This window comes from Bradyrhizobium sp. 160, from assembly GCF_023073735.1.
GTDB lineage: Bacteria > Pseudomonadota > Alphaproteobacteria > Rhizobiales > Xanthobacteraceae > Bradyrhizobium.
The window spans coordinates 600,055-624,301 of record NZ_JADPKD010000008.1; the positions used below are offsets into that span (position 1 = coordinate 600,055).

The following is a 24,247-nucleotide window of genomic DNA, read 5'->3' on the forward strand; positions in this document are numbered from 1 at the left end:
GAGATCACGCAGGATAAATCATCCTGTCGGCGCCTTTGCCTCACGCCTGCACTCGGCTAGAACTTTCGCCGCCCATTGCCGATATGCTCAGCAGGAGTTTCCGCCCTTGGCCTTGATGCCGGTTTCTGACGCGCTTGCCGCGGTGCTGGCAGGTGCGGAGCCGCTGCCTGAAGCGATGGTTTCCCTCAACGAGGCCTATCATCGCGTGCTCGCACGCGATGTCGCGGCGCTGCGCACACAGCCGCCGGAAGCAATGTCGGCGATGGACGGCTACGCGGTGCGCGCGAGCGATGCAACAAAGCTCGATAGTGCGCTCACCTTGATTGGCGAGGTGGCGGCGGGTCGTCCATTCGCGGGAACGCTGGGCCCCGGCGAAGCCGTGCGGATCTTCACCGGCGGCGTCATTCCCAACGGTGCCGACGCAGTCGTGATCCAGGAGGACACGGTTGCGGACGGCAAGCGCATCACGATCAAGGAAGCCGCCATTGCCGGCCGCCACATCCGCCCCGCGGGCGTCGACTTCTCCGAAGGCGACCTGCTCCTGCGCAAGGGAACCCGTCTCACCGAGCGCGATCTCGCACTCGCCGCCGCCATGAATCATCCGCAGCTTGCCGTCTGCCGCCGTCCGAAGGTCGCGATCCTCGCCACCGGCGACGAACTGGTAATGCCGGGAACCACGCCCGGTCGCGGCCAGATCGTCTATTCCAACGGCTACGCCCTGCACGCGCTCGCCCGCAGCGAGGGGGCCGATACCATCGACCTTGGCATTGTCGCCGATACGCTGGAGGCCACCACTGCCGGCATCCGCCGCGCCCGCGAGAGCGGCGCCGAGATCCTGGTCACGAGCGGCGGCGCGTCGGTCGGCGACCACGATCTGGTCCAGCAGGCGCTGAGGGACGAAGGCGTCGCGATGGCGTTCTGGAAGATCGCGATGCGCCCGGGCAAGCCGATGATGCATGGGCGGCTCGGCGCGATGCGCGTGATCGGCCTGCCGGGTAATCCCGTGTCATCCTACGTGTGCGCCTTCCTGTTCCTGGTGCCGCTGATTCGCGCCTTGTCGGGACGATCCGTGATTCATCACCGACAAGAGCGCGCCGTGCTCGGCCGCGATGTGGACGCAAACGATATGCGCGCGGACTATCTGCGCGCACATCTGGAGACGCGCGACGACGGCACGCTGGTGGCCCTTCCCGTCGATCACCAGGATTCCTCGCTGCTTGCGAATCTCGCTGCAGCACAGGCACTTCTCGTCCGCGCACCGTTCGCTCCGAAGGCAGAGGCCGGCTCGCCTTGCGAGGTGCTGCGCCTGCCCGTCTGAACGCATCCACTACACGCGTTCCGCGAACTTTGCCGCGTTCACGGTAAATTAAGCAGTTGCGGAACACATATGGAACATATAGTGTCCGTTCATGATTTGTTTCGAGCATGTAGCGGTCTACCGCTCCAATTCAGCGTCTCGGAATCGAACGACATCAACCGGGGGACTTTGGTCGAGATGTTAACGCGCAAACAATACGAGCTTCTGCGGTTCATCAGCGAACGTCTGAAGGAAAGCGGCGTGCCGCCCTCCTTCGACGAGATGAAGGATGCGCTCGACCTGCGCTCGAAATCGGGCATCCATCGCCTGATCACTGCGCTCGAGGAGCGCGGCTTCATCCGCCGCCTGCCCAACCGCGCCCGCGCCATCGAGGTGATCAAGCTGCCCGAGCTCCAGGCCGCCGCCGGCAGCCGCCGCGGCTTCACGCCGAGCGTCATCGAGGGCAATCTCGGCAAGGTGCGCGCGAGCTCCAGTTCTTCCGCGGACGAGGGCGAGCGTCCCGTTGCGGTGCCCGTGATGGGTCGCATCGCGGCCGGCACGCCGATCGAAGCGTTGCAGACCCGCAGTCACACCATCAGCGTGCCGCCCGACATGCTCGGCTCAGGCGAGCACTACGCACTCGAAGTGCGCGGCGATTCGATGGTCGAAGCTGGCATTCTCGATGGCGACATGGCGCTGATCCAGCGTAACGAGAGCGCCGATACCGGCGACATCGTGGTGGCCCTGATCGACGACGAGGAAGCGACGCTCAAGCGCTTCCGCCGCCGGGGGGCGTCGATCGCGCTCGAGCCCGCCAATGCCGCCTATGAGGTGCGCATCCTGCCGCCGAACCGGGTGAAGATTCAGGGCAAGCTGATCGGGCTGTACCGCAAGTACTGAGACGAGCTAGCGGTCATTCGATACCAATGATTCCGATTGGAGCGGACGACGGTCCGCTCCAGCTGGATAGTCTTTTGGTCTTGCGCAGATTATCCGGCCCCTCTCTCCGGCGCTCCATCCTCGGCATGCGGCCCCAAGCACTCATCGCTTGTGAAGAGATCTTAGGAGATTACGATGTGCAGGATCGCCTTAAGCGCCTTCGCAGCGTGCTGATCGCTTGATCGGCCGCGCAAGCATTCGCAACTCAATTGCAGCACCACGCACGCAAGTCGGCGCACGCAGGGAGCGAGCATTTCCGCAACGCCCGAACTGCCATCGACCGACAGCCACGGCGAAGCTGGCCACATTCCCCTGGTCGGCGCCCGTAGGCCACGGGCGCTCGCATCCGCCGAATGCACTGAAGCGAGCTTTGTTCCTATGGCTTCGGGAAAGATAATGTGATCGCGTCCGGCAACGCCAGCCGCAGATTTGCCTACAACGGAGCAGAGCGTTACGTGCTTCCACTCTGATAGAGGCTTGCGCCTCCGAAGGAGGCGCGGGTTGCTATCTTCGAATGAGGAGCACCCGATGTGTGACTACAGCCTGCATGCCGTTGCATCTCGCCCCGCCGAAGTCGGCGAGACGATCGTGTCGACAACGTTCCGCGGCACCTCAACGCGCGGCTTTGCTTCCGCGGCCGATCCGACCGTGGCCGTCTGCCTGCTGCCGGGAACGGAGCTCGCCTTCGCCGACAACGTCCGTTACGATAATCGCTGGATCTGGACGCGCACCATCAACTCCCGCGTCGGCAAGTTCGGCAAGATCGATCCGCACATACCCGACCGCCATCATGACGCGATCGAATTCCCCGACGGCAAATACGTGCTGGTGACGCAGCTCGTCGAAGGCCAGCGCGCAACCGTGCTGCAATTGCCGGTGACGCAGCCGGTCAGCGAGCGCGAGCACAAGCCGCAGATCGTCGCCGATAGCCGGTCGACGATCACGCGCTTGCCGATTGGCTGAGCCGTCCCCGCCCGCGGGGTCGGGCCAGGATTGAAATTGCCATCGCCGGCCGAGGCCGGCGAGATGGTAAGATTTAATGCTGCGGAACGTCCGGTCGGACCCGGACCTACTCTTCGCGTTTGTTTTTAATCGTCCGGCGCCTAATCGTCGACCTGCAGGTCGGTCTCCGCCGGCGTTGCATCCCGGTTGCGGGCCGCGGCCGTCCTCGGCACAAGGCTGCCGTCGAAATCACCCTCGCCGGCGCCGGCCGGCAGCCAGGGACGGCTTGTGCCTCTTGCTCTCACCGCCTGAATCGCAAAGCCGTCACCACGCTGCGTCAATGCCAGCGCGCCTTGGCTGGCGAGACGTTGCCGGTCGACCACCATCGCCGCGCAATCGGGCGGCGCGGGGCGCGTCGTGACCACCAGCGCGGCACGACTGCAATCCTCAGCCAGCGCATCGATGCGCAGGGAAAGCGCGACCAGCCGACCGTCGGCAAGCGGCGTCACACAGCCGGACTCATCGCACGACACGCCGTCAGCCAGCGAGCTACTCCCGGCATCGCGCGGATCGGCGTCGGCAGCTAACCACTGTTTGAGCAGAAAGCCATCCTTGCTCGCCCGGATCACATGCAACTGCCCGTCCCTGCCCCGCACCGCGACGCTGGCGCCGTCCCCGGCAATCAGGATATCGGGCTGCCGCACCGACAGCCCCCACGCGATGGAAGCCAGCAGCACCAAGGCACCGGACCAGCGCAAGGGCGTGCGCAACAGACCCATCACGATGATCCCGAGGCTTGCCGCGATCAACGGCGCGGTGCCGAACGCAGGGATCCGGCCGACTGCACCGGGCAGCGCCGCAACCCAGCGCGACACCGCGACCATCCAGTCGATGCCGATCCCCATCAGCCACCAGAACACACCGTCAAGCCCAAAGGGAGCCGCGAGCAGGCCGAACAGGCCCGCCGGCATCACCAGTGCCGAGACCACCGGCATCGCGCCGAGATTGGCGAGCACGCCGAACGGCGTGACGCGATGGAAGTGGAAGGCGGCATAGGGCGTGGTCGCAAGTCCTGCGATCAGCGAGGCCAGGAATAGCATCGCGATCTCGCGGCCGCCCCAAAGCGCGATGCGCGCCGTCGCGGAATGATCGGGCGAGGCAAACAGGTTCGGCATGCCGATCTGCACCAGCGCCACGAGCCCGAGCGTTGCGGCGAACGACATTTGAAAATGTGGGACGCGAATTCCTATTTCTCTCGGTAAGTCAAATGCTTAACTAACCTTCTTGATCTTACTCCGGGACTTTTTCCGGGACTCCGCGAGCCGCTCGACGGCAACAGCCACATCCTCGTCCAGCACATGCGCGTAGCGGAGCCTGCTCTTGATATCCCGATGATTGAGCGCCTTTTGCACTAGCTTGAGGTTACCGCTGTCGCGAAGAAGCTTGGTCCCGAAGTCGTGACGGAAATCGTGGAATCGGAAGTCAGCCACGCCAGAATTAGCGCGGAGCCGCTGCCATGCCGTCTTAGCGCCAGTGTAGGTCAGAGGGTAGCGTTGCCCCCTCACCCTACCCAGCCGCTTGTTGCCGTAGACTGCAAGGTAGGTAAACACGGATTCCGGGTGCTGCCCCTGCAATGGGAATAGGATCTCGCGAACGGCTGGCGTGATCGGGAACACCACTCGCCGACCGCCCTTGCCGGTGCGGACAATTTGCCGAGTGCCGAAATCCACCTCAGACCAGCGCAGGGTCACGCACTCCTTAAACCGCATACCGCTGGCGCGCACGAAGTCGAAGAACGCTTCGTAGTCGGCGCGCATTGCAGAATCAAGCGCGTCAGCTTCCTCGGTCTTTAGCTCGCGTACGCGCTCCACCGGCTCGGGGAGCAAAAGTTCACCCCATTTCGGTTCATTGTCGAACACCGCGCCCTCATCCTTAGCAAACGTGAAGAGACGCTGCAGCACCTTAGTGGTCGAGCGGTTGACGGTAGCGTTTGAGACCAACGGCAGGGCCCGCTCTTCTTCCTTGGTCCGCTTGCCGCGTCGCGAGACGCGCTGCCCTCGCCGCCATGCCACGAGTTCCTTGGCCGCCCTGTGGTCGATCTCTGTGAGCGGCTTCTCCTTGCCAAAGTATTCGATCAGCCGCGCCAGATTGGTCTCGGTGGCCTTCGGCTCCGAGTCGTATTGCGCACTATCGTTCCAGAGGCGCAGGGCGACGTCATTTATCGCCAGCGACGCTTTGGCGCGCGCCGTAGCTTTCACTAGCGCCTTGGCCCTCTCTAGCTCTGCAGCCTCGAACCTTTCAGCATCGCGTCGCGTCGTGCACTTCGTGCTTCCATGAAACCGATTACCGCCGTGCCAGAAGTCATACGAGTAGTACGGCGAGCGCTTGTCCTTATAGACTGACACGGTGTTTCCCTCTCCCGCCGACGCTCAATGAACTCGTTCAGATCTGCCTCAGTAAAGCGCCGACGTGGCCGCTTCTTACCGAGCCCGACGTTGATGTATCCGATTGCCCCCTCGCTAACGAGAGAGCTGAGGTGGTCCTGGGTGATGTTAAGCCGAGATGCCGCCTGCTCTGGTGTGAGCAAGCGGTTGTTATCGTTTGAGGGAATGGGCAAGAGCGTGCCGTCTGAATAGTTGCTCTGCGAACCTCGCCGGCTAAGTCCGACGCACACATGGTAGGTGGTGAACCGCTGGCATTTTCGCTGCTGGGTTTCAGCAATCCAGTGGCCGGCGATTCACCACCGCGGCTGATTATACCATACCGCTCAGGCCATCTCGGGCGCGGCACCAAGCGGGATGACCTCCTCATCCGAGGCCCGCGCTGCCCACATCATCCGCGCGTACTCCATCCGGAGCTTGCCGTCAGGGTCGTGCCGCGCGGCCCATTCGCCGAGGTTGCCAATCGAAGACGTCCCGACATGCCAATAAAGACCACCCTTCCACACAATGGGATCGCTGCCTTGAGCACGTAGGCCCGTATAGTACGTGTATGCGCAAAAAGACGTGGATGGATCGATACCAGCGCTAGCCTTAAGATTTAGATTAGTCATTTATAACCCCACTTCGTCCGGCTCATTTGACCGGCCCCGAAACTGTGTTAACACAGATTCCATGAAGCGTCAAACCGTGATAACACAGAAGAAGCGAGGACCGCCTGCAACCGGGAAAGGCACGCTCGTCGGCGTTCGCCTGCAGCCTGACGATCTCACAGCCGTTGATGACTGGAGAGCTAAGCAGGAGGCCACTCCAACGAGGCCGGAGGCTATACGGCGGCTGGTGGAAATCGGGCTGCGCAGCAAGACCAAGGGTTGATGTTGTGAAGGGATGGCTCGTCGGAGCTATAATTGGCGTTCTTGCTGGCTTCTTCGTCGGTGGAGTCGGAATAGCCGTTCGCGGCAGCGCTACAGGCCTGCCGTCTTGGGCCATGGTGGTGATTTTTGCCCTTTTGGGCGCAATGACGGGCAACTACGTCGGCAAGATTATCCCGCGCCGCAAGCGATGAAACTGGCAATCCGAACGATATCAACGCTCGCCCCTACGTGGGAGCCGGAATAGCTATCACTGGCTTGATTCCCTACCTTCTGGGACGTGCCTGTCGATACGTTCTCGCAGGCCGTTTCTAAGCCTCCGGCCTGCGCCCTCACACACCGCGAGGCACAATGGACGAAACTTGGCGGGTCCTGTTGGCGCTTATTGCGACGGCCGTTGTGGGGGCCGGCGCCTACATCGCCATTCGATTCCTTATCGGATTGCACCTGTGATGCGACACGACACCCGTATTTTTCCCGGTGTTCGATCTCGCCAGGCAGTGCGCCCTGCATTTTCGCAGAGTGGTCACGCGCGCAAGCTATTGATCTCGCGCACCGGTTGAGGTTGGATGTGCCTCTTTTTTAGCCGGGGGGCTTTACTATGCGTATACTTGCGACTGCGGCGCTTTGCGCCGCGCTGGGCGGCTGCGCTGCCGCGCCGAAAATGGGCTGGGTCCGCGTGGACGGTCAGTCCTCTCGTGAAAACCCGGTTCTACAAACGCAGTTCGAGGTCGACAGGACCGCCTGTCTTGGCGAGCGTAACAAGGCAGCCCTATCTGGCGTCACTGTCGCTGGCGGTGGATTGGCGGGAGCTATCGCAGCCCAAGAGCGAACTAACGCCGCCGACACTGTCGGCCAAGGTTGCATGGCAGAGAAGGGCTATCTCCTCCCTCAGAGAAGATGAGGCGGACGCCAAGCGTGCAGAATTGGCAAAGGTCGCCGAGATGAAGAAACAGCAAGAGGCGGCGGCTGCCGCGCCTGCGCCGAAGCAAAAAAAGCCCCCTTCTAAATCCACAATCGCACCGGGTACGTAAATGACCTCGATCCGATCCGCCGCGATTATTCTTGTCGCATTCGGCGTTCTGACCTCCTCTTGCGATACCCAGGCTCGCGAATTCGGCAGTTACGAATGCTCCGACGATTGTTCGGGTCACGCCGCAGGGTATCGGTGGGCGGAAGCGCACAATGTGACGTCCGTATCCAGTTGTCCGCTGAGGGGCAACGCAATCTCGTTCTATGAAGGATGCTTAGTGTACGTCGAGGACCCAAGTCGGGGCGCGGATGAGGACGACGACGGGGACGATATCGATTGATCACGTTGCAGGCCCAACTACGGCGTCGCCAGCCTGCTGCGGTAAAGTCGGTAGCTACCGCCTTCTTAGCGCGAAGTGGTTCTGCGCCTTCCAGGGGAAGATGATGCTTCGTTGGTTTACCGCCGTCGTTGCGCTCGCGTACTCCACGAGCCCCGCCCGTCCTTACTTTGACACTGGTAACTCGCTGTACGAATTCTGCCAGAACCCACGGACCTATGCCATTTGTCTAGGCACGATTATCGGCCACTACGACATGCTGCTGGCGAATGGTTACGACTGCGGACCCGACAATCACCGCACCAAACAGCAAATTATGGACATCGTGGTGAAATACCTAAAAGACAACCCTGCCGAACGTAGCGACGTGGCTGCTTTGGCAACCTATAAAGCTATGATCGCTGCATTCGCCTGCAAGAAACTTCCTTGAGATTGGAGAGAGGGCGCGCCGGGCCGACTTTCGTTTAAAAGATTCACCTATCGCGCATGCGGGGTACGACCAATGTCGGGAAAGATTGAAGCGATATTTGACGAAATCGCTTCCGCGATGACGACCGCAGCCAATGGCCGCAACATAAGCAACGTTGAACGGGCCTTAAATCACAACGGATTCACCCGGCTAGGGGACGGCGCACCTTCTCAAAAAACAATTTGGGAAAAGCATGAAGATGGAAAGACACTGTGGTTTCAATGGCGCTGGTATGATCAATCGCAAGCCTTCTCAATCCAGCCCGACATGAACATTCTGAGCTTGGAGCTGAGAGAGGGAAATGTCGTGCTGCGGCGTGCAGAACAAAGATACGAAGATTGAGAGCTGCGGAAAATGATAGCATATGACGGATCACGAGTTTGGCGACCAACACACCGAACTAAAGCTCTCGATCGTAGAAAAGTATCTGCACTTCTTTACCACCGCTTTACGCAACAAGTTCCCTCAACTCTGGTACATCGACGCCTTCGCAGGTACAGGCTATCGGACAATCCGACATGAGGCCGTTCCAGCCAACCTGATTGACGCTGGTGAACCTGAACGGCTAGAGCGACGCCGCGGCTCCGCCAAAATCGCAATCGATGTGACGCCTCGCTTTGATTTTCTGGTGTTCATCGAGAACAAGCCTTCTTATGTTCGAGCACTCGAAGACTTGCGAGCGCGACACCCCGACAGACGCATCGCGGTTGTAAAAAATGATGCCAACGAAGGACTGAAGTCTCTGCTCGCGTCAAACAGCTGGAGATCTACGCGTGCAGTTCTGTTTCTTGATCCTTATGGGATGGAGGTTGACTGGTCGACGTTGGTGGCTATTGCGAGGACCCAAGCAATAGATGTGTGGTACTTGTTTTCGCTAGCAGGCTTCTACCGTCAAGCAACACGCGACCACGCCGATTTGGATGATGATAAGAGAGCTGCTCTGACGCGCATGCTCGGAACGGACGAATGGGAGCGCGAGCTTTACTCTGCAAGCACAACGTCCGACCTTTTCGACTGCGATGACGCTGTGTCCCGAAGACGCGACGCCGATCTGGTCGCCCTAGAGGCCTATGCTAAGAAGCGGCTAGAGACCATCTTTGGAGCTGTCCTTGACCCTTTGCCACTACCGCTGCACGAGGGGCCACAGCGTTTTTCTCTGTTCTTCTGCATCTCCAGTCAGAATCCGACAGCGATCAAATTGGCGAGGAACGTCGGCAATCACATACTCAAAGCCGGCATTTCGTCGTAGGTGCGGCCGTTCAGCATGCGCCCAGCGGCTTTCTTGTTCTTGCCGCCCCACTGTTTGAAGAAAAATGCGGTCCCGTAGTGGCGACAGGCGGCCTCGATTTCGCTAACCCACTCAGCATCCATCGGCCGAGCCTTCGGACCACTCTCGCCGCCCACAATCGCCCAATGAATCTTTTTGAGGTTGGCGGCGGCAACGGACCCCAGCAGCGGCTCAAACGAGATGAATCGCACCGCGGCGCGAACGCGGCGCAAATCGTCTATTCGATGCAAGTAGTCGGCGCTCTCCACACTCGTGCCGAGCCAGACGTTGCGCAGCAACGGCAGACCTGAGGTGATCTCAGCCATGCGATCAGGTCGCTTTGTGAGGATCTGGTAGGTGTGCCGCGACGTCGCTGCCATCGTCGACCACATTTCGGCGACGAAATCCTCCGGCACATCTTCATGGAAGAGATCAGACATGGAATTCACGAAAATCTGGCGTGGCTTACTCCAGCCTTTCGGTGTGTCGAGCGCCTTCCGATCCAGATAGAGCTTACCGGTCCACTTTGCTCGGCCGCCACTTTTTCGCGTCAGCCCTTTATACTTCGCCACGCCCATCGCCTCTAAGCGCGCCGCCATACGCATTGCGTAGCAATTGGTGCATCCAGGCGAGAGGATGGTGCAACCCGCCACCGGATTCCACGTCGCGTCGGTCCATTCGATGGAGGTTTCTGCCATGGGAAAGCACCTTTCAGGCACATAGAATCACAAGAAAGTGGTGAGATTTCGTTAACCTGACGACCTCACCTCCTAAGCCCACCCCCACCTGACAACACGCGCAGCGGTTCTGTCGCGTCCACCCTATACCGCGCGATCTCAGCGCCGGATGCTTCAACCACGAATACGACCGTGCCCGCACCACGGTCATATTCGGGATCGCTGGCGATATCCCGAGCGACCCGGGCGCCGTACTGGATTGCCAGCTCAGCAGTGCCAAATAGCTCCCCCTCATCGTCCGCCTGTAAATGTCCGTTGTGGATGATCGGGAAGTAATAACGTTGCATAGCCGCGGCCCTCGTTCTTTAGCGGCGATCATGCGCACAGCTCGGGAGGCCCGCACCTGCCAGAAGCGACAGGGTCGACACCTTCCACTACAACACTTTCCCAGCCTTAGCCCTCTTCACAGTCTCCACGACACGTGCCGACAACTCCGCCTTGAGCTGGGCAAGCTGCACCTGCACCCGCGCAAGGCCGACTTCATCGGCGCCACCTGAGAGAGAGGGAGAAAGAGAGTATCGCCCAATGATGCCGATTATTTCAGGGTTGCAGTCGAGAGAGAAGACGTTGCCGATCAAGATCGCGGCACCGCTGATCTTGACGCATGCGTGCGAGTTCGGCTTCAGCTTTGGCTGTATCTTGGTGTTGGCGCTTCAAATCAACAATTAGAGCCTCTTGCTCCGCGAACCGGCGCTCTCCTTCGACTACCTCGCGCTCAATCTGCCTGAGTTCATCAAATATCGCCGTCCTGTCCATCACGCACCTTGACGCGACGATTAGCGATTGCATTTCTGCAGAGCAGAAGCACCGCGCCATTTTCAACGCAGCCATCTTCTCAAACGTTCCGAGCGGCCAACTGTTTTCGTGAACTCGTGGCCCTACACGCACGTGAAACACTGAGATGTCGGCGTTCTTGAAGTCCTATTGCTTCGTACGTTTGGCACGCGCGCCTGGAAAGGGCTGCGATGCAGGAGCGTTAGTTTCGGCCCTTGCCGACTCCAGCGCGTTAACTCGTGCACTGAGCGAACCCAGCTGGTCAGATAGAAGTTTTTGTCCGCCCTGCTGTGCCGCAATCTTCTGTTGAGACTCACCAGCTTGCTTCTGCTGGTTAGCTTGCATCTCTTGCACCGCCTGTTGAAGAGCCGCCAGGTCCTGTTTGATCTTATCTATCGACGGGTCTGTAGGAGGCGCTACGACGGCCTGATCCTGCGTGACAGCTGGGCTTGCCGGGTTGCCATAGCTCATCCAGAGCGCACCAACAGCGACGGCCAAAGCGAGGAGAGCGACGAGCAACGGGAGCGCGGATGACGGACGAGCATCTGCGCGCTGTGATGAGAATTCGGCCATGTGGTTACCCTAGTCGCAGACAACGCAACTAACTTGCCAGGGGCGGGTTTCGTTCCGCCGTCTCTATGCCGGCCGCCGTTTGCGTTAGATTTGTTCGAGAGGTGCTGCATTGCTTCATCCACCCCGCATCATCTGGAAAGCGAGGACGTTAGCTAGTGCGCCGCAATGATCAGAGAGGCCCGATGTAAGGATTGCGTACACCGCGTCGTGTGCTAAACGGCGCTCCTCAACCTCAAAGGAGCGCCGCCTTGGCCAAGAAGACGAAGAAACCTGTTCGCCGTGAGTGGACACTCGCCGACCTGCGCACGCTGAAGAAGCATTCGAAGGATCGGACTCCCGTCGCAAAGATCGCGAAGGAACTGAAGCGAACCGAAGGTGCCCTACGTCAGAAGGCAATCGTCTTAGGAATCGGACTCGGACATCAGCGGTAATTAGCGCGCCACCCTTGATTCACTTCCAAGTCAGATCGCGCTCCGCGCGGCTATTGACTACTGGCATATTGACGATCAGGAGGCGACTTGCTGCTGATGAGGGGCCATGAAACCTCGCGTGAAACGGCCCAGATTGAGGGAAACGGCGCCCTGTTCAATCTACTTCGTATACCGAATTGACAGTTCGAAGTGGGCTAACCGAATTATGTCGACTCCCTACCGAAAGGGGTGTCTAGTCGGTCCATCACCGCTCGGCCCACGGCTTCTACCGGTGACTGAGAGTATTGTGCTCCCGCCCAACCGGACAGGGAGCAGCGCTATGCAATCTCGGATTCTAACACATTCAGAACGGCTTTCTCATTTTGCGCAACGCGGGCGCGATCAGGCCGAAAGACTGCGGCCGGGCAAGGACCGCGACGCCTTGCTGCAGAAGGTTCGTCAGGCCGAGGTGGCTATTCACATCGATCAGTGGGTTTCGTCGCCCGGTCTGCGAGCGCCGGCATGATGAGACGCCTTCAAAACCGTGTACGCAGTCGCGTGAAGAGAATAACTGACTTTCGAACGCGAATGGCCAGCAAGACCGATAGGGCTATCAATACTGTCCTGAACCTCATTTGGAGCAAGCTAAACCCCAGCATGCCTCCCATCCAAAAGACAAAGGGTAGGCCCCGTCCCTAGGCGAAGTGCAGGCAGATGCGCTGAAGGTCCGCCGGGCCGCTCCGTCTAAAAGTCGGAACCACTTCACGGGAAGCCCGTTACCTCTAATGGCCAAAACGTCCGATAAATTTCGCGAAAACGCCGAGAACTGCCTGCAACTCGCCGAGGAAACGACCAACGCGCAGGCGGCACTCCGCTACAAGCGGATGGCGCGGGCGTGGTCCGACTTAGCGACTGAGCAAGACTGGCTGGACGGGTATCCGTCACAAGGTGAGCGAGCCAACGAATTGGCCGAAGACGCGATTAATGGGTTGCGCGATAAAGATGCGAGCGACGCTGACGCCAAGGCTCGCAAGAGCCGACTCATAGATGGCCCAGCTGAGTTTCGGGAATCGCGCGTGGACAACGATTGATCGTCAGCCACGCGCCTCTGGTTTGCCGAAGCGGCTTTTAGCAATCTGCCGGACATAGAAAACGCCGCGAATCCTCTGGACGCGATGATTCACAAGCCCTGAGCGAGCGGGAGAGTATCCCAGTTGGCAGCGCCGGTGCTACGTTCCCTGCCCATGGATTGGCACAAGGCTTATTTCTTAGCGTCGTTAGTCTGGCTGGCCATGGTCGCCGCCGCGCTTCTTTATTACTTGCTTTTCGCCGCTTGATCGCGCGAGGCAAGGCCCGCGCGTGCGGTTCCAGAATTAACTCGGGCCGCGCCCATCAAGCTTAACGACGGAATGACCGCGCGAGCACCGATTGCAGTCGCTAGGCTGCAAACATGGCGAAACGCAACCGTCAAAAAGGCAAGCCGACATGGGCACCATTCGATCCGGAGATCGCGGCTCGATGGGCAGAAATCCTTCGCTTGCGAGAGCAGATTAAGAAGGCGACTGCTAGGCGCAAAAAGAAGATCAGACGGCCGCACTGACCGTCCCTGAGGGAGCGACCGATCGAGAATAGATCAGACTCGTCTCGCGGTTTATGCTATCGAAGCCAATGAGAGCAATTGTAGTCACGGGTTTGGTCCTGATCTGGGCCACGTCGGCCGCAGCCCAAACAACCGCGCGACAACAGGTCCAGCACGAGGTGATCTCACCGCCGGCTGCTGCACGAATGACAATGAGCTTCTCGTTTCTCAGATCAGAGCGCTGCATTAGCCTCTTCGACAATCCAGAACTCCGGCTTAAAGATGTTCCGCAAGGAGCGGCTTCAATCCTTGTGCTCTTTTCCCAGGCCGATCGAGAATATGGCGGCCAGGAAGTTCCCTTGCCTAAGAATGGCATCCTTCCCGCTGGCGCTCTTCGCACGTTCGCGCCTTGCAATCCCGGCGTCTACCAGTATGAGGTGACGGTCAAGTCGGCCGCTGGCGAAATACTAGCAAAGGCGCGGCAATCACGTTCATTCCCAGACGATCAGGAGTGGAAAGCGCCTCGTTAGCTAGCACATCCGTCTTGCTCGGATCGACCAAGTGGCCGTTGGCGCCGTACCGGTAAAGACGGATTGCGCATTGAGGTAGAACGGCGTGGTGGCGTTGGTCATGCGTCGGCGCGACGGCTTCATCGACGGAAAGATGTTGTTGATGTCCATCTGCCAATGCGCACATGGTGAGTGCTCGTCTCTGCTTTGATGCAATCATTTGACCTCATCCGGCCACCGCTATCTTCCGGGGCAACTTCAGCACTTTGATTTGGATACCATCAGCATCGATTTGCGTATGCTGCGCGAAGCCGCCGACAAGTCCGCCAACCGTCGCGCTGCCGAATGTACCTTCGGCGGCTCGGTTAAATCTTGCGGCATGCTGCTTCTCTAGCAACCGCAGTCCATCATCAGGAAAATGCATTCCCGATGAACCATCTACGCTAGGCCTGATGTACAGCTCGACTGCGGCTCCTTTGAAAAAGCCGTGGTCAAAATGGCATTCCGTGACGAAGATCGATGGACCGACATTTTCGGACCAACCCGCCAGGACGACGTCGCACCGGCCGGTCATGTTAAGGCCGACTGCCTTCGCCCGAGTGGAGCACGCCTTAACCAGATCCGGCATTGCATCTGCAAGCGAACGAAAATCGGCGAAGTGATTTTCCATCAGAAGTCCCGAAAGCAGATGCGGCACCGTCGACATTCCGGTGACCGCAAAAATTGCGTTGTGCTCCGGAATCGTGTGGACTTTGGTTCCCACGCCGCAAAGTTTAGCAGACATCGGGTCGTGCCAGGCGCCATCGGAAAAGACGTGAATCGAGTCTGAAGACTTGAAAGCCGAAATCGCAGTCATTTGTCCACGCCCTCGTCATCATCAGACCCTTCGTCAATCACCACGATTTCAGCTTCGTCGATGAAGGTGCTAGTGATGCTGAAAGTCGCGAGAACTGCGGTCGCGATAGCCGTAAAAATTGGCATTGAGATCTCCGTTCTGGGATTTTGTGGTCGGCTGCATGATTAACCAATGCAACCTCTGATACCCCATCTTTTCAATTGCAGATGCGCGTGAAATGGGAGGGCGCCGGTCTCCGCGGGCAAACGGCCCAGGGAGTTGCTACACCCCACTACCGTACCGCCTACAACATGTCCCTGATGCGCATTGCTTCACGCCTTGCCGCTATCCGACGTTGGGCGGCAGCACTGTTGGTGTTGGCACGCGAACTAACCCAAGCGGTGGTTGCCTCGTATGCGGGATTCGCTAAAAGAGAAATTTCGTACAGTTCGATTTCTCTGATAACGCGCAGCGGCATTTCGTCCTCGTCCGACCAATCGGACCACAGCACGCGAAAACCAAAGCTGCAGCCTTTGACCGCACGTTGACGCACCGTGCCAATCGCCTCTGCCCCACTTGGTGTACTGATGTCCGCGTCCAATTCAAAGCTGAGTCCGATTGGCCCATCCTTGAGGCGGAGCGATCCGGCCGACTGCCTTCCGAGTACGCGGCCCCAATCATGGGCTAGCAAGGCCACCACATCGCCATTCGCGATGGTCTTAGTAAATGCGCCTGGCGCGATCTTTTCGAGGTACTCTCCGCCAATCGTCGTGGTCACGTCATACAGCGCAGCATAACCTCGGATAACCGAACCGGCCTGCTCGGCTGGAGCGTCACGAAACTCGACATCAGCGGCCGGCAAGCTTTGCCTCCCGTGCCCGCTTCGCATCGAGCCTCTCCTGCTTGTTTTTCCGCAGCGCCCGCGCAATCGCGACTGGACTGGGATCGTCGACGTTTAGCACCCTGCCCCGAAGCGTGACTTTCACGGCCGCTTTGGCCTCGCGTTTCTCGGCCTTCTCAAACATACCCAGCCTCCTTCACTTCGCGCATAAATCGCGGAATGTGGCCGTCACGTGGATCGCCGAGGAAGCCCAACGAGATTGGAACCAGGTGAGTCCATTGCACGTCTTCGGCCTCGAATTGATTGCGCAAATCGTCGTAATCCGCTCGTGCGGCCGCAAGCGTCTCAAGTGCCTTCGCGACGACAGCAACACGCCGGCCGTATTCCGGCTTGACGATCTGACAGACGGCCAGGCTTGCAGGCCCTTTCGCGTCGCTAAGCCGGCGACGGACGATTTCAATAGCGGTTTCAACGTCGTCCAGCTTTGCACGAATGTCCGCAGCCTGTTTCCTCAGCACGGGTCCGCTATCGGCCTCGTCACCGAGCAATTCTGCGATACTCGCCGAAACGCGCGGGCCTTTATCGCCGGCCACGTCGATCTGTTTCTGCAGATCGCGCAGTTCGCTGTTGAGTTTCGATTGCAGCGCGTACAGATCACTCTGCCTCTGCAGCAGCGCGGCGAGCTTCGGATCGGCCTCTGCCAAGGAAGGGATGCGATACGGCTCTGCCGTGGTCTTTTTCAAAAGTGCCAATTTCATTCTCCAAAGAGTTCGTCGAGGGCATCAGCAAGCGCTGCCGCACTGAGCGTGGTTGATCGATGATGCCCGCTTGACTGCCAGTGCGTTGCCGCCTCGCCGGCCTCACAAAAGCGCTTAACGCCTCCTGCCGGCGAATGGATCGCCACTGCCCGCCAATTGCACGAGACCTCGACTTGCGATGATCGCGCACCAGCAACGCCAACACGGGCATCCTCAATCAGGAGGGAGATCGCAATTGGCGCATTGGGAATCGATGACGGCGCATCAGCTAAGCTCGCGCCACCAGGCGTCATCGCGTGGAAAGCGCGAACCGCGTCCGGTGCCTCATGCAAGGTGACGTCGGATGCCAACGCAATGACGAGGTCGAGCACGTTGTCCTCGTCCAATTCCGGCGCGACGCCTGGTGCGCCGATCGGCAGGATGCCGGATTCTTGCATGCGTCTGGCAATGCCGGCGCTCCGACTTCGCGGAAAATCAAGATGGCGCTCGATGCTGTCGAGCGCGTTGTTCAAGCTGGCCACGCGGCCATTCTCCATTGTTAAGAATTTCGATTAGAGGGCTAAATAAAAAGCCGACTGCGCGGCTTCGCGGCTCAAGGCCGAAAAAGAGGTGCGTGGGGATCGAACCCACGCGAGTTGCACAACACGTCGGGGCAGAAAATCTGCCGCTAAAGACTAAAGAGTTTGGGGGCCTGTGAGCGTACACACCCAAGCACTGTGCTAGTCCGGTTATGGGATTGAAGCGGAAGGCGGGACGAAGCTGCCGAATTGAGGGGAGCAGTCACCCTTTGGTGGAACTTTCCAAAGTATGGCCCGTTGATCCACATCACCGGCCAAGGCTCGTCCTGCAGGCGCCCGTGACTGAGAGCTGTCGCTCCCCCTGCCAACAGCGGAGCGGTCATGGCCAGTCCATTTGGCGTCGAGCACCAACCGATTGATCCTACTCTGCCATCGGCCTTCGCAAAGAAGCGCACCGCGCTTGAAGACATGGATGCTCCCGAAATCCTTAAGCTACTTAAAGAAATCGAGGACGAGATCCGAAGACGGGGCTTTTGAGTTTCGGGAACCCACACCCCGGCCGGGGAGACCATCAGTGCCAGAGCTATCGCTTGCGGTTCTCGTCGTCGAAGACGAACAACTAATTTGGGAGCTTGTTGAAGGCGCTCTGGTTGACGGCGGATATGAAGCCGAAGTCGCCGCTACGGGCGAGGAAGCAGTTACACTGCTACAGGGTACCAACAGCAAATATCGCGCGCTCGTCACCGATATTAACCTGGCTGGCACGGTGGACGGATGGGAAGTGGCACGATGTGCCAGAGCTATCGACCCTAACTTCCCGATCATCTACATGTCAGGCGCCGCCGCCCACGAATGGCCAGTTCAAGGCGTCCCAAACAGTGTCTTGATTGCCAAACCATTCGCGCCGGCGCAGTTGGTTACAGCCATTTCCAATCTGCTGAATGCAACCCCCCTTCCGCCGACAGACTAAGGCCCCGTCAAGCTGCGGCCCGCTCGCCCTCTGCTATCGCGGCGTTCAGCGCGACGACCGCCGCCCGAACCTCCTTGCCGGCCATACGCGCCGCATACTGCCCGCTGAATCCCAGATACTCGCCGATCTCGGCCAAGGTGCTGTCGGCCGTCATGTCCAAGACGTGTACCGTCTTGGGTCCCAACGCCTTGCGCAACCTCTCAGTATCCTGCGCCCGAGCCAACTCCGTCTGGGCGTCGGGCATCTCAGCGTCCCAGCTCTCAGTATCTGCCTTGTCGCTTTTCCGTTGGCGTACCTTGCCGAACTCCGCGTCCGCGGCGGTCCACTGGTGCCCAGACCAAACCTTCACAAGCCGATTGCCCACCCAGCGTGTCATGCCGTGCTCGTAGGCATAGATCAGCTGCTTGGCGCTGACGTCGACCATTTCGCGGTCCATATTCGGAGTCACGGGCCGCTCACCGCTCTCTGCGTCCTCGTCATCTGGCTCGTTATCGTTTGCAGCCATGCACGGCGGCGCATTCAAAGTGCGCCAGAGCTTGAGGCCGAAGAATGTGAGCTGGTCTTCCTCACGCTTGGACCATGTGATGCACGGGGACTGCTCACGGTGTGCGGCGTGCGTTGCAGGGGCGGTCGCTAGCCAGGCGCGACGCGCGGCAAGGTCGGTGAAGTCGTTGGCCTGAAGCGGTGCGTTGTCGTTCGCGTGTTTCATAAGGTCTCGACGTAACAGTGCATATTGCTTGGCCGTTATCGGCTCTTGGTTTCGTCCGGCTGTTGCCGCCGGATCGAATGCTGAACGGGGGTGGATTGACACTCTCAGCCCACCACGCCTCCCACCGGTATGTGCACTTGCGGACGCGACGCCGCAGGTCTTCAGTTCGCGTCACCGGTGAAAATTTTCCTCGATATCTGCGGGATTTAGCGCGCGAGTGGGCGGCCGGTATGCGGGGCGGATCGCGGGAGGGATCGAGATGGCCCCTACCCGGTCACGCCGCCTGCTCCTCGGGTAAGGCCGCAAACGTGTCGCGAGCTATCATGAAGGACTTACCGTGCAGATCTAACGAGTCATTGATGGCGCCAATCCCGAACGCAGTGGTGAGCTGGTCGAGGTGCGCCTGACCCGGACTAGACCCTCCTCAAAAGCAAGCAAGACCACCGCCGACCACCCGAACGCATACGGAACGCCCAAGGCCATTCCGGGACTCTTTCCGGGACTCTGCGTCGACAATCCCGGATTTTGCCCTGTTTTGAGCGATTTTTGTTCACTGGGGCCACGGTCGGCCGCACCAAAAAACTTAGATAATTCAGTGACCTTAGCGGTTGAAGCGCGGTCTACGCCATGGACTCATTCGAGTTTTGAAAGCTCGGATGCACCAGCGCTTCCGGCGCGACCGCGAGCACGATCAGTGCCACCACCGCCAACGTGCGGAAGGTGATGGCGCGGCGATCGACCATGACCGCGATCAGCACCACTGCCGTCATGAAGAACGAGCGTTGCGTGGCGACCTCCGCGCCTGACAGCAGCAGGTAGAACGCAGCCGTCACCAGCGCGGCGGCCGCTGACCATTTCTTGATAGCGAAGCCCGCCGCCAGCCCCGGGATCAAGGCCAGCAGGGCGCGCACCGCGAAGAACACGACACCGGCGACGACCGCCATGTGATAGCCGGAGATCGGTCAAGCCAAGATTTTACCTAGGAAAATCAGATAGTTACAGCCATCTTGCTTCCCGATTTTCTCAGCGGGGAAGCAAATGGGAAGCGCGCGGCGCGATGATCCGCCTCGGCCTGATAGTTCGCCGCCATCTCAAGCAGGCCAGCGCGCTCCTCGGGCATGGTGCTGTCGCCGGCCAGCTCCAGGCAGAGCCGCTCGAAATGCTCGAGCTCGTCGATCATGTGCTGATCTCGCCCCATGCGGCAGATCAGACTCCCGGCTGCACAGGCCCGTCAAGAGTCACACGCAAATTTCCGGAACTTATGTTGGCGCAAGGCGGACCGGAGACCTAAATGAGCCTCGTCACAGCCAGAAGGACGAGCGATGACTGACCCCAAGAAAGACCCCCTCGAGGGCTTCCATTTTACTGACTACGACCCGGCCACCCAAGAGGTGACCATCAAGCTCCATCCCCGAGTCTTGTCCAATCCGAAGAGCCGTGAAGCCCTGGAGAAGCATGCCCAAGCGATCATCGAAGCTGGCGGCATCGACAAGGTGACTTTCGAACAGAGAGACGGCAAGTAAGAGCCGGCGCGACCCGCAGAAATGAGGACCGACAAATCGCTTTCTTCGACGATTTGAGGTCTGGGCGGAGCTTTTACGAAGTGAGACTGCTATCGGACGGTGGCTTCGAGATCGCGTGCTCGGATGACAGTCGCGACGGTCGCCAGCGCTTCGTGCGCCTTGCAACGGAGGCGATAGAGCGCGCCTCTGACGAGGGGCACGAAGTCGTGCTCGAGCATGAAAGTTCTCGAGATTCGTTTGGTCTCGACAGGGTCGTCTTTGCGAAACTGAGCGATTAGGAGGAATTGACCAGAGCGGCGGAGCCCCCTCCCGGGATACTAGCCAGGATCCGCAACTGATCGTATATCGTGTCTGACCTTCAACTACCTGCAATGATCAGTGACGCGTTACACCCCATTACTATGCTTGCTCCTGACCGCCTGCTCTTCGATTTGGGCCGATGCCCCAGCGCCATTGCCGGAGACCAGGCCGGTGCAGGAGCCAAGCAGAGAGGCGCTACAAAAAGGCGTCGATATCGCCGCACAAACAGCAAAGCTCACCCTCCCGATTGAGATCTCCGCGTTACGAAAGGTCGACCACGGCCCGGGCAGCTATTTTGTTTGCTTGCGAGAGGTGACTCCGCCGCTCGACAGACCACGCCTCATATATTCCGTGTTCTTCGACGATGTATACAAGGACTTAAGGCAGTCTGTAATTGTAGAAGCCTGTGAGCAGCAGCAGTATTCGGCAGTCAACTGAAGGCAGATTGCATCCGTCGGGGCGGTGAGAGTACCAGCGGATTAGAGACATGACGTACTTGGCGTGGCTTCGCGGCCCTCGCGGTCCGACGCCTCAGATTTGGCGAGATCAAATTGACATTTACCGGAGCCGATCGGCAGCACAGATCCTCGGCCTGCGGGAGCTCAGCGAAACTGAGGCTGGTGAGACGCTTGGCCGTCTAGCCAGAAAGTACCCACCCCCGCCGCACGCCGACGAGTGACACAAGGGCAGCGCCCACCAGCGTGAACCGGCAGCCTGCTCCCCCCCCCCGACACGCAGTGGCTCGTCCACGGTCCCCGCGATAGGAACTGCTGCAATCGATGAATCTTGATCTCCGTGCGCCCATGCGCGCCAGGCTATCTCATCCGTAGCCGGAGCGGCCCCAGCCCTGGGTCATTGATCCAGGCCTGGGGTCGTTCTTCTTGTGGTCTGGCCGAAGGGTGCGAACTGCAAGAGGGCGGCACTTGGATACAGGAATGCTCACATGCAGAGAGAGCGTTGGATTGTGATCGGCGTTTTAAGCCTCCTCGCCCTGCTCGCCGAGGTCTGTGTCCTGGCAATGCCCAAGATTTCGCTTGACCGCGGCAGCGAGGCGGAAGACCGGTCCGTTCTCCACGTATCTGAAAACAGCTCATATATGCGGAACGAGCGTTAGTCCCGGGGGACAATTTGCTCAAAGCGGAGCGGGCCCGTTGTGCCGAGGAATCCGGACCATCAGAGGATGCAGCTTTTCGTTCTCGGACTGGAGACCCTTCTAAGGCGCCGACCGCTCCCCATTTATTGTTGTTCGCCCGGCCCTCGCTCGCGCACCAACCGCGCAACTCTGCGGGGGCCGTCCCATACCTCGATCGCAGGATGAGCCTCTAGAAACTTCCCGGCTCGGGCCTGAGCTTCTTTGTCCGTTGGGCAATCGATTTCGTAACAAGCTCGAGCAACGCCGTCTAAATCTACCGCATAGGCAACATATCGCATCGCAGTCCTCTCGCGTGAGGAAGGCTGCAACTAAGATTCTCTCGTGCGATTACTGTTCCAGCGTTCGTCGCAAGAAAGCGGCCCCAGCTTGGGCGGCGGCTGGGGCCGCTTGGAGTGCTCCGACATGCAGGGGGCTACGGAGCCGGAGCACAGGACCAATCCGGTCGCTTGCCGCTAGTTCCTATCAACCGGCAGCAAGACTCCGCTGGCTGAAGGGTCCTTACCTCATTTGCTTCGATGTGATGCTGACGAAGTAGAGCGGCTTCCCAGCCTCGTTCTGCACCTCTAAAGTCCATTCCTGGCCGGGCCGGAATTTGCCGTCGATATCGTTTAGCAAGGCGCCTGCGTAGCGTGTGGCTTCATGCCATGCGGCTTCGTCGTCTGGAAGGTCTTCGCCTTCCTCCTCTTTGTTAGGCGCGACGTTGTGGACGTGGAAGAAGTACCTTGGCATGCTCCGCGATGGGTTCCTAGGAAGGAGTGCTCACGAGAACCGGCCCATCGCCAAACGCGCGTTCGAACGATGGACCGTCCCGGGTGGATGTCGCGAAGCTGAAGTAATCCAGTGATCGCGCCACAGACCGAAATCTAAATCTTTCGAGCCCGAGAGTCGTTCCTGGCAGAATGAGCGAGACCGCCACGCGCGTGCGCTTTAGCGCGCTCCATCTCGCTTCGGTTGGTCCCAGAATAACTTCTTGCATATAGGGCATCGAAAGATGGCGATCGGCCCAGCCGGCGAGCCAACCGCGTCAACGAAGTGCAAGCAAAAAGCGGCCCCAGGGCTAGCCCCGGAGCCGAAGACACCACATGCTAGGGCACTACGCTACATGCCCTAAGCCCCTTACAAACAAGATCCAGGCTAGCGAGTTCCGACTCAGGCAAGGCAGCAACGCCCCGTGAGCCCGCTTCCTGCCCGCGCTTTGAGGTATCGGCTGGATTACTCATCGATCTACGCTCCGGCCATGCTGCAAAGCAAGTTCGAAAAGCTCCGCCAGGAGGAGCCGAGCCGCTTCTACGCCCTCCCAAAGGATGGCGCGCTGGTCGAGGTAACGCTCGACCCGGAGTGGCTCGCCCCGTTGAAGTTTGCCCGCCACCGTGACGGCGTTTGAAATCCTGTTGCAGGGGCGCCTGAGCGGATTGCGCCCCCGCCAGCCGCGCTCGCTCTTGGTGACGGCGAAGTCGACAGGGCTATTGTTTTGGGGTGGCAGAGCGCGTGCTGCTCGCAGCGCGGACAGTTCGACGACGTTGCTTGCAGACGTGTTCGTGGGTGGCGTGCTAACACGCGGATCAGCCTCGATCATTTTGATAAGTACCCTTCGTGTTGTGGTTAGGCCGAAGGCTGAAGCTGCATCCTTCACCTCGACCTATTTTTATGGTAACAGTAATTATGGGAAAGTCAATTCGTGTTACCACTAAAAAGAAGCGCGGACGGCCGCCGACGACAGGCAAAGGCGTCCAGATCGGCGAGCGTTGGCACGAGGCCGAACTTGCCGCTATCGATGCGTGGATCGCCGAGGGGAGCGAAGCGATGACGCGAGCTCAAGCTGTGCGCCGGCTGGTCGAACTAGGGCTGAAGGCGAAGAGATGAGGAGGCGTAATGATCACGTACGATGAACTGTTTAAGAACACCCCGGCGGATCGCGCACACGCTATCAACTACTCAGCCCTGTACTTGCTTTGGAAGCAAATGCACGACGATTCCGATCTCCCTAGAAGTGAGAAACACTTCGAAGAGTGGGATGCTGCTGTCCAACATAATCTCACCCCGGCCGAACGCGAATTTTTCTTATCGCCTTACGGCAATTTGGACCTGCAGGTACTTGATTTTCGTGCTGTGAGCAGGATGAACCATCTGACAAAAATACTTGTGTACCGTCAGGGAATTCGGACGACGAATGGATTCAACGGGTGAACCAATGGGCAAAGTTTCGGCTCGACACCTGACGTATGATCCATCCGATGAAGGCCTTGTGCGCCGCCTCGGGAGCGCTCTCGTCATGCATTGGGATGCACTCTCCCAAGGAACAGAAGAAACTGTTCCTCGACCAAGCCGTGATGACGGGTGATCGCGACGAGACAGTTCAGCTCGAACAGCAGCTTCAGATGTTCATCGAAAAGCGCAAGCTGAGGGAGTAGCTCGCGGCTCTTAGAGCGTTAGCCGATCAGGTTGCAAGTATCCCGCGGCAGTGAAGTAGTTTGAGGATTCTGCGGGCGTGTAAGTGTCGATGATGCGCCCGACGGCATCCCAG

General features: G+C 59.3%; 32 protein-coding genes and 3 pseudogenes. 18 read left to right on the forward strand and 17 right to left on the reverse strand.

Annotated elements, in window-relative coordinates; translation table 11 throughout:
• Nucleotides 1–106: 106 nt before the first annotated feature.
• The 3 genes from IVA98_RS05615 (at nt 107) to IVA98_RS05625 (ending at nt 3,199) form a co-directional block, all read left to right on the forward strand.
• Entirely contained in the window at nt 107–1,318 is a 1,212-nt protein-coding gene (locus IVA98_RS05615; RefSeq protein ID WP_247335694.1) for a molybdopterin molybdotransferase MoeA, read from the forward strand.
• Nucleotides 1,319–1,495: 177 nt separating this feature from the next.
• Nucleotides 1,496–2,197 (forward strand): transcriptional repressor LexA, encoded by a 702-nt coding sequence (lexA, locus tag IVA98_RS05620; protein ID WP_247275958.1) that lies wholly within the window; start codon nt 1,496–1,498, stop codon nt 2,195–2,197.
• 567 nt (nt 2,198–2,764) lie between these two features.
• Nucleotides 2,765–3,199, forward strand: a complete 435-nt coding sequence (locus IVA98_RS05625; RefSeq protein ID WP_247275957.1) for a hypothetical protein — start codon at nt 2,765–2,767, stop codon at nt 3,197–3,199.
• Between the two features lie 140 nt (nt 3,200–3,339).
• Here IVA98_RS05625 and IVA98_RS05630 read toward each other — a convergent pair.
• From IVA98_RS05630 to IVA98_RS37465, 3 genes and pseudogenes are all read right to left on the reverse strand, one after another.
• Nucleotides 3,340–4,413, reverse strand: a pseudogene (locus IVA98_RS05630) (ComEC/Rec2 family competence protein); the annotation flags it as partial.
• A 36-nt stretch (nt 4,414–4,449) separates the two neighbouring features.
• The gene (locus tag IVA98_RS37150) at nt 4,450–5,583 is read right to left on the reverse strand and encodes a tyrosine-type recombinase/integrase (protein WP_247354424.1); all 1,134 of its coding nucleotides are present in this window, start codon (nt 5,581–5,583) and stop codon (nt 4,450–4,452) included.
• A 26-nt stretch (nt 5,584–5,609) separates the two neighbouring features.
• A pseudogene (locus IVA98_RS37465) lies at nt 5,610–5,852 on the reverse strand (excisionase family DNA-binding protein); the annotation flags it as partial.
• A gap of 1,385 nt (nt 5,853–7,237) precedes the next feature.
• Here IVA98_RS37465 and IVA98_RS05640 point away from each other — a divergent pair.
• The 4 genes from IVA98_RS05640 to tcmP all read left to right on the forward strand — a co-directional run bounded on the left by IVA98_RS05640 (nt 7,238) and on the right by tcmP (nt 9,516).
• On the forward strand, nt 7,238–7,522 hold the full coding sequence (locus IVA98_RS05640; RefSeq protein WP_247354425.1) for a hypothetical protein: 285 nt from the start codon (nt 7,238–7,240) through the stop codon (nt 7,520–7,522).
• A gap of 382 nt (nt 7,523–7,904) precedes the next feature.
• Nucleotides 7,905–8,228 carry a Rap1a/Tai family immunity protein gene (locus IVA98_RS05645; RefSeq protein ID WP_247354426.1) on the forward strand — a complete coding sequence of 108 codons (324 nt, stop codon included), beginning with the start codon at nt 7,905–7,907 and terminating at the stop codon, nt 8,226–8,228.
• Between the two features lie 72 nt (nt 8,229–8,300).
• The gene (locus IVA98_RS05650; protein WP_247301160.1) at nt 8,301–8,609 is read left to right on the forward strand and encodes a hypothetical protein; all 309 of its coding nucleotides are present in this window, start codon (nt 8,301–8,303) and stop codon (nt 8,607–8,609) included.
• 22 nt (nt 8,610–8,631) lie between these two features.
• Nucleotides 8,632–9,516, forward strand: a complete 885-nt coding sequence (gene tcmP, locus IVA98_RS05655) for a three-Cys-motif partner protein TcmP (RefSeq protein WP_247354427.1) — start codon at nt 8,632–8,634, stop codon at nt 9,514–9,516.
• Here tcmP and IVA98_RS05660 read toward each other — a convergent pair.
• On the reverse strand, nt 9,486–10,232 hold the full coding sequence (locus IVA98_RS05660; protein ID WP_247301159.1) for a DUF5131 family protein: 747 nt from the start codon (nt 10,230–10,232) through the stop codon (nt 9,486–9,488). The genes tcmP and IVA98_RS05660 overlap by 31 nt on opposite strands.
• 65 nt (nt 10,233–10,297) lie before the next feature.
• Entirely contained in the window at nt 10,298–10,558 is a 261-nt protein-coding gene (locus IVA98_RS05665; protein WP_247301158.1) for a DUF6894 family protein, read from the reverse strand.
• A 238-nt stretch (nt 10,559–10,796) separates the two neighbouring features.
• Between IVA98_RS05665 and IVA98_RS05670 the strand changes: the two genes are divergently transcribed.
• Nucleotides 10,797–10,940, forward strand: a complete 144-nt coding sequence (locus tag IVA98_RS05670; protein WP_247354428.1) for a hypothetical protein — start codon at nt 10,797–10,799, stop codon at nt 10,938–10,940.
• A gap of 252 nt (nt 10,941–11,192) precedes the next feature.
• Here IVA98_RS05670 and IVA98_RS05675 read toward each other — a convergent pair whose 3' ends face one another.
• The gene (locus IVA98_RS05675; RefSeq protein ID WP_247301156.1) at nt 11,193–11,618 is read right to left on the reverse strand and encodes a hypothetical protein; all 426 of its coding nucleotides are present in this window, start codon (nt 11,616–11,618) and stop codon (nt 11,193–11,195) included.
• Nucleotides 11,619–11,866: 248 nt separating this feature from the next.
• On the opposite strand from IVA98_RS05675, the gene IVA98_RS05680 reads away from it, so the two are divergent.
• On the forward strand, nt 11,867–12,049 hold the full coding sequence (locus IVA98_RS05680; RefSeq protein WP_247301155.1) for a hypothetical protein: 183 nt from the start codon (nt 11,867–11,869) through the stop codon (nt 12,047–12,049).
• Nucleotides 12,050–12,813: 764 nt separating this feature from the next.
• Nucleotides 12,814–13,119 carry a hypothetical protein gene (locus IVA98_RS05690; RefSeq protein WP_247301163.1) on the forward strand — a complete coding sequence of 102 codons (306 nt, stop codon included), beginning with the start codon at nt 12,814–12,816 and terminating at the stop codon, nt 13,117–13,119.
• Nucleotides 13,120–14,051: 932 nt separating this feature from the next.
• On the opposite strand, the gene IVA98_RS05695 is transcribed toward IVA98_RS05690, so the two are convergent.
• The 7 genes from IVA98_RS05695 to IVA98_RS05720 form a co-directional block, all read right to left on the reverse strand.
• Nucleotides 14,052–14,336, reverse strand: a complete 285-nt coding sequence (locus IVA98_RS05695; RefSeq protein WP_247277144.1) for a hypothetical protein — start codon at nt 14,334–14,336, stop codon at nt 14,052–14,054.
• A 6-nt stretch (nt 14,337–14,342) separates the two neighbouring features.
• Nucleotides 14,343–14,972 (reverse strand): hypothetical protein, encoded by a 630-nt coding sequence (locus IVA98_RS05700; RefSeq protein ID WP_247301153.1) that lies wholly within the window; start codon nt 14,970–14,972, stop codon nt 14,343–14,345.
• Nucleotides 14,969–15,097, reverse strand: coding sequence for a hypothetical protein (locus IVA98_RS36915; protein ID WP_256464556.1), 129 nt, complete (start codon nt 15,095–15,097; stop codon nt 14,969–14,971). Before IVA98_RS36915 ends, IVA98_RS05700 begins: the two co-directional genes overlap by 4 nt.
• Before the next feature lie 158 nt (nt 15,098–15,255).
• A complete protein-coding gene (locus tag IVA98_RS05705) occupies nt 15,256–15,813 on the reverse strand; it encodes an HK97 family phage prohead protease (RefSeq protein WP_247301152.1) in 558 nt (185 codons plus the stop codon).
• Nucleotides 15,800–15,976 carry a hypothetical protein gene (locus tag IVA98_RS05710; RefSeq protein ID WP_247301151.1) on the reverse strand — a complete coding sequence of 59 codons (177 nt, stop codon included), beginning with the start codon at nt 15,974–15,976 and terminating at the stop codon, nt 15,800–15,802. Before IVA98_RS05710 ends, IVA98_RS05705 begins: the two co-directional genes overlap by 14 nt.
• A complete protein-coding gene (locus IVA98_RS05715; RefSeq protein ID WP_247354429.1) occupies nt 15,969–16,544 on the reverse strand; it encodes a coiled-coil domain-containing protein in 576 nt (191 codons plus the stop codon). Before IVA98_RS05715 ends, IVA98_RS05710 begins: the two co-directional genes overlap by 8 nt.
• Nucleotides 16,545–16,546: 2 nt before the next feature.
• Entirely contained in the window at nt 16,547–17,071 is a 525-nt protein-coding gene (locus IVA98_RS05720) for a hypothetical protein (protein WP_247301149.1), read from the reverse strand.
• Between the two features lie 378 nt (nt 17,072–17,449).
• Here IVA98_RS05720 and IVA98_RS05725 point away from each other — a divergent pair, with 378 nt between their 5' ends.
• Together IVA98_RS05725 and IVA98_RS05730 are read left to right on the forward strand one after the other, a co-directional pair.
• Nucleotides 17,450–17,605: a hypothetical protein gene (locus tag IVA98_RS05725; protein WP_247301148.1), complete on the forward strand. Its 156-nt coding sequence runs from the start codon at nt 17,450–17,452 to the stop codon at nt 17,603–17,605.
• Between the two features lie 37 nt (nt 17,606–17,642).
• Complete coding sequence (locus IVA98_RS05730) at nt 17,643–18,038, forward strand: response regulator (RefSeq protein ID WP_247301147.1); 396 nt, start codon at nt 17,643–17,645, stop codon at nt 18,036–18,038.
• Nucleotides 18,039–18,045: 7 nt separating this feature from the next.
• Here the strand turns inward: IVA98_RS05730 and IVA98_RS05735 are convergent, their stop codons facing one another.
• From IVA98_RS05735 to IVA98_RS05745, 3 genes and pseudogenes are all read right to left on the reverse strand, one after another.
• The gene (locus tag IVA98_RS05735; protein WP_247354430.1) at nt 18,046–18,747 is read right to left on the reverse strand and encodes a hypothetical protein; all 702 of its coding nucleotides are present in this window, start codon (nt 18,745–18,747) and stop codon (nt 18,046–18,048) included.
• 638 nt (nt 18,748–19,385) lie between these two features.
• A pseudogene (locus IVA98_RS05740) lies at nt 19,386–19,706 on the reverse strand (ComEC/Rec2 family competence protein); the annotation flags it as partial.
• A 29-nt stretch (nt 19,707–19,735) separates the two neighbouring features.
• Nucleotides 19,736–19,927 (reverse strand): hypothetical protein, encoded by a 192-nt coding sequence (locus IVA98_RS05745; protein ID WP_247354431.1) that lies wholly within the window; start codon nt 19,925–19,927, stop codon nt 19,736–19,738.
• 142 nt (nt 19,928–20,069) lie between these two features.
• On the opposite strand from IVA98_RS05745, the gene IVA98_RS05750 reads away from it, so the two are divergent.
• Nucleotides 20,070–20,270 (forward strand): hypothetical protein, encoded by a 201-nt coding sequence (locus IVA98_RS05750; RefSeq protein WP_247354432.1) that lies wholly within the window; start codon nt 20,070–20,072, stop codon nt 20,268–20,270.
• A 471-nt stretch (nt 20,271–20,741) separates the two neighbouring features.
• Nucleotides 20,742–21,008, forward strand: a complete 267-nt coding sequence (locus tag IVA98_RS05755) for a hypothetical protein (protein ID WP_247354433.1) — start codon at nt 20,742–20,744, stop codon at nt 21,006–21,008.
• Between the two features lie 1,213 nt (nt 21,009–22,221).
• Here the strand turns inward: IVA98_RS05755 and IVA98_RS05760 are convergent.
• Nucleotides 22,222–22,452, reverse strand: coding sequence for a DUF6894 family protein (locus IVA98_RS05760; protein ID WP_247354434.1), 231 nt, complete (start codon nt 22,450–22,452; stop codon nt 22,222–22,224).
• 508 nt (nt 22,453–22,960) lie between these two features.
• On the opposite strand from IVA98_RS05760, the gene IVA98_RS05765 reads away from it, so the two are divergent.
• The 4 genes from IVA98_RS05765 to IVA98_RS05780 all read left to right on the forward strand — a co-directional run bounded on the left by IVA98_RS05765 (nt 22,961) and on the right by IVA98_RS05780 (nt 24,134).
• Nucleotides 22,961–23,107, forward strand: coding sequence for a hypothetical protein (locus IVA98_RS05765; protein WP_247354435.1), 147 nt, complete (start codon nt 22,961–22,963; stop codon nt 23,105–23,107).
• A gap of 278 nt (nt 23,108–23,385) precedes the next feature.
• Nucleotides 23,386–23,586 carry a hypothetical protein gene (locus IVA98_RS05770; protein ID WP_247354436.1) on the forward strand — a complete coding sequence of 67 codons (201 nt, stop codon included), beginning with the start codon at nt 23,386–23,388 and terminating at the stop codon, nt 23,584–23,586.
• A 9-nt stretch (nt 23,587–23,595) separates the two neighbouring features.
• A complete protein-coding gene (locus tag IVA98_RS05775; protein ID WP_247354437.1) occupies nt 23,596–23,910 on the forward strand; it encodes a hypothetical protein in 315 nt (104 codons plus the stop codon).
• Nucleotides 23,911–23,945: 35 nt separating this feature from the next.
• Nucleotides 23,946–24,134 (forward strand): hypothetical protein, encoded by a 189-nt coding sequence (locus tag IVA98_RS05780; protein ID WP_247354438.1) that lies wholly within the window; start codon nt 23,946–23,948, stop codon nt 24,132–24,134.
• The last annotated feature ends 113 nt before the right edge of the window (nt 24,135–24,247 follow it).

Excerpts from the sequence above, each read along its gene's own strand:
- lexA (WP_247275958.1), top strand. The coding sequence starts at position 1,496 with ATGTTAACGCGCAAACAATACGAGCTTCTGCGGTTCATCAGCGAACGT.
- IVA98_RS05625 (WP_247275957.1), top strand. The coding sequence starts at position 2,765 with ATGTGTGACTACAGCCTGCATGCCGTTGCATCTCGCCCCGCCGAAGTC.
- IVA98_RS05645 (WP_247354426.1), top strand. The coding sequence starts at position 7,905 with ATGCTTCGTTGGTTTACCGCCGTCGTTGCGCTCGCGTACTCCACGAGC.
- IVA98_RS05650 (WP_247301160.1), top strand. The coding sequence starts at position 8,301 with ATGTCGGGAAAGATTGAAGCGATATTTGACGAAATCGCTTCCGCGATG.
- tcmP (WP_247354427.1), top strand. The coding sequence starts at position 8,632 with ATGACGGATCACGAGTTTGGCGACCAACACACCGAACTAAAGCTCTCG.
- IVA98_RS05660 (WP_247301159.1), bottom strand. The coding sequence starts at position 10,232 with ATGGCAGAAACCTCCATCGAATGGACCGACGCGACGTGGAATCCGGTG.
- IVA98_RS05665 (WP_247301158.1), bottom strand. The coding sequence starts at position 10,558 with ATGCAACGTTATTACTTCCCGATCATCCACAACGGACATTTACAGGCG.
- IVA98_RS05670 (WP_247354428.1), top strand. The coding sequence starts at position 10,797 with ATGATGCCGATTATTTCAGGGTTGCAGTCGAGAGAGAAGACGTTGCCG.
- IVA98_RS05675 (WP_247301156.1), bottom strand. The coding sequence starts at position 11,618 with ATGGCCGAATTCTCATCACAGCGCGCAGATGCTCGTCCGTCATCCGCG.
- IVA98_RS05690 (WP_247301163.1), top strand. The coding sequence starts at position 12,814 with ATGGCCAAAACGTCCGATAAATTTCGCGAAAACGCCGAGAACTGCCTG.
- IVA98_RS05695 (WP_247277144.1), bottom strand. The coding sequence starts at position 14,336 with ATGATTGCATCAAAGCAGAGACGAGCACTCACCATGTGCGCATTGGCA.
- IVA98_RS05700 (WP_247301153.1), bottom strand. The coding sequence starts at position 14,972 with ATGACTGCGATTTCGGCTTTCAAGTCTTCAGACTCGATTCACGTCTTT.
- IVA98_RS36915 (WP_256464556.1), bottom strand. The coding sequence starts at position 15,097 with ATGCCAATTTTTACGGCTATCGCGACCGCAGTTCTCGCGACTTTCAGC.
- IVA98_RS05710 (WP_247301151.1), bottom strand. The coding sequence starts at position 15,976 with ATGTTTGAGAAGGCCGAGAAACGCGAGGCCAAAGCGGCCGTGAAAGTC.
- IVA98_RS05725 (WP_247301148.1), top strand. The coding sequence starts at position 17,450 with ATGGCCAGTCCATTTGGCGTCGAGCACCAACCGATTGATCCTACTCTG.
- IVA98_RS05735 (WP_247354430.1), bottom strand. The coding sequence starts at position 18,747 with ATGAAACACGCGAACGACAACGCACCGCTTCAGGCCAACGACTTCACC.
- IVA98_RS05745 (WP_247354431.1), bottom strand. The coding sequence starts at position 19,927 with ATGATCGACGAGCTCGAGCATTTCGAGCGGCTCTGCCTGGAGCTGGCC.
- IVA98_RS05750 (WP_247354432.1), top strand. The coding sequence starts at position 20,070 with ATGACTGACCCCAAGAAAGACCCCCTCGAGGGCTTCCATTTTACTGAC.
- IVA98_RS05760 (WP_247354434.1), bottom strand. The coding sequence starts at position 22,452 with ATGCCAAGGTACTTCTTCCACGTCCACAACGTCGCGCCTAACAAAGAG.
- IVA98_RS05765 (WP_247354435.1), top strand. The coding sequence starts at position 22,961 with ATGCTGCAAAGCAAGTTCGAAAAGCTCCGCCAGGAGGAGCCGAGCCGC.
- IVA98_RS05770 (WP_247354436.1), top strand. The coding sequence starts at position 23,386 with ATGGGAAAGTCAATTCGTGTTACCACTAAAAAGAAGCGCGGACGGCCG.
- IVA98_RS05775 (WP_247354437.1), top strand. The coding sequence starts at position 23,596 with ATGATCACGTACGATGAACTGTTTAAGAACACCCCGGCGGATCGCGCA.
- IVA98_RS05780 (WP_247354438.1), top strand. The coding sequence starts at position 23,946 with ATGATCCATCCGATGAAGGCCTTGTGCGCCGCCTCGGGAGCGCTCTCG.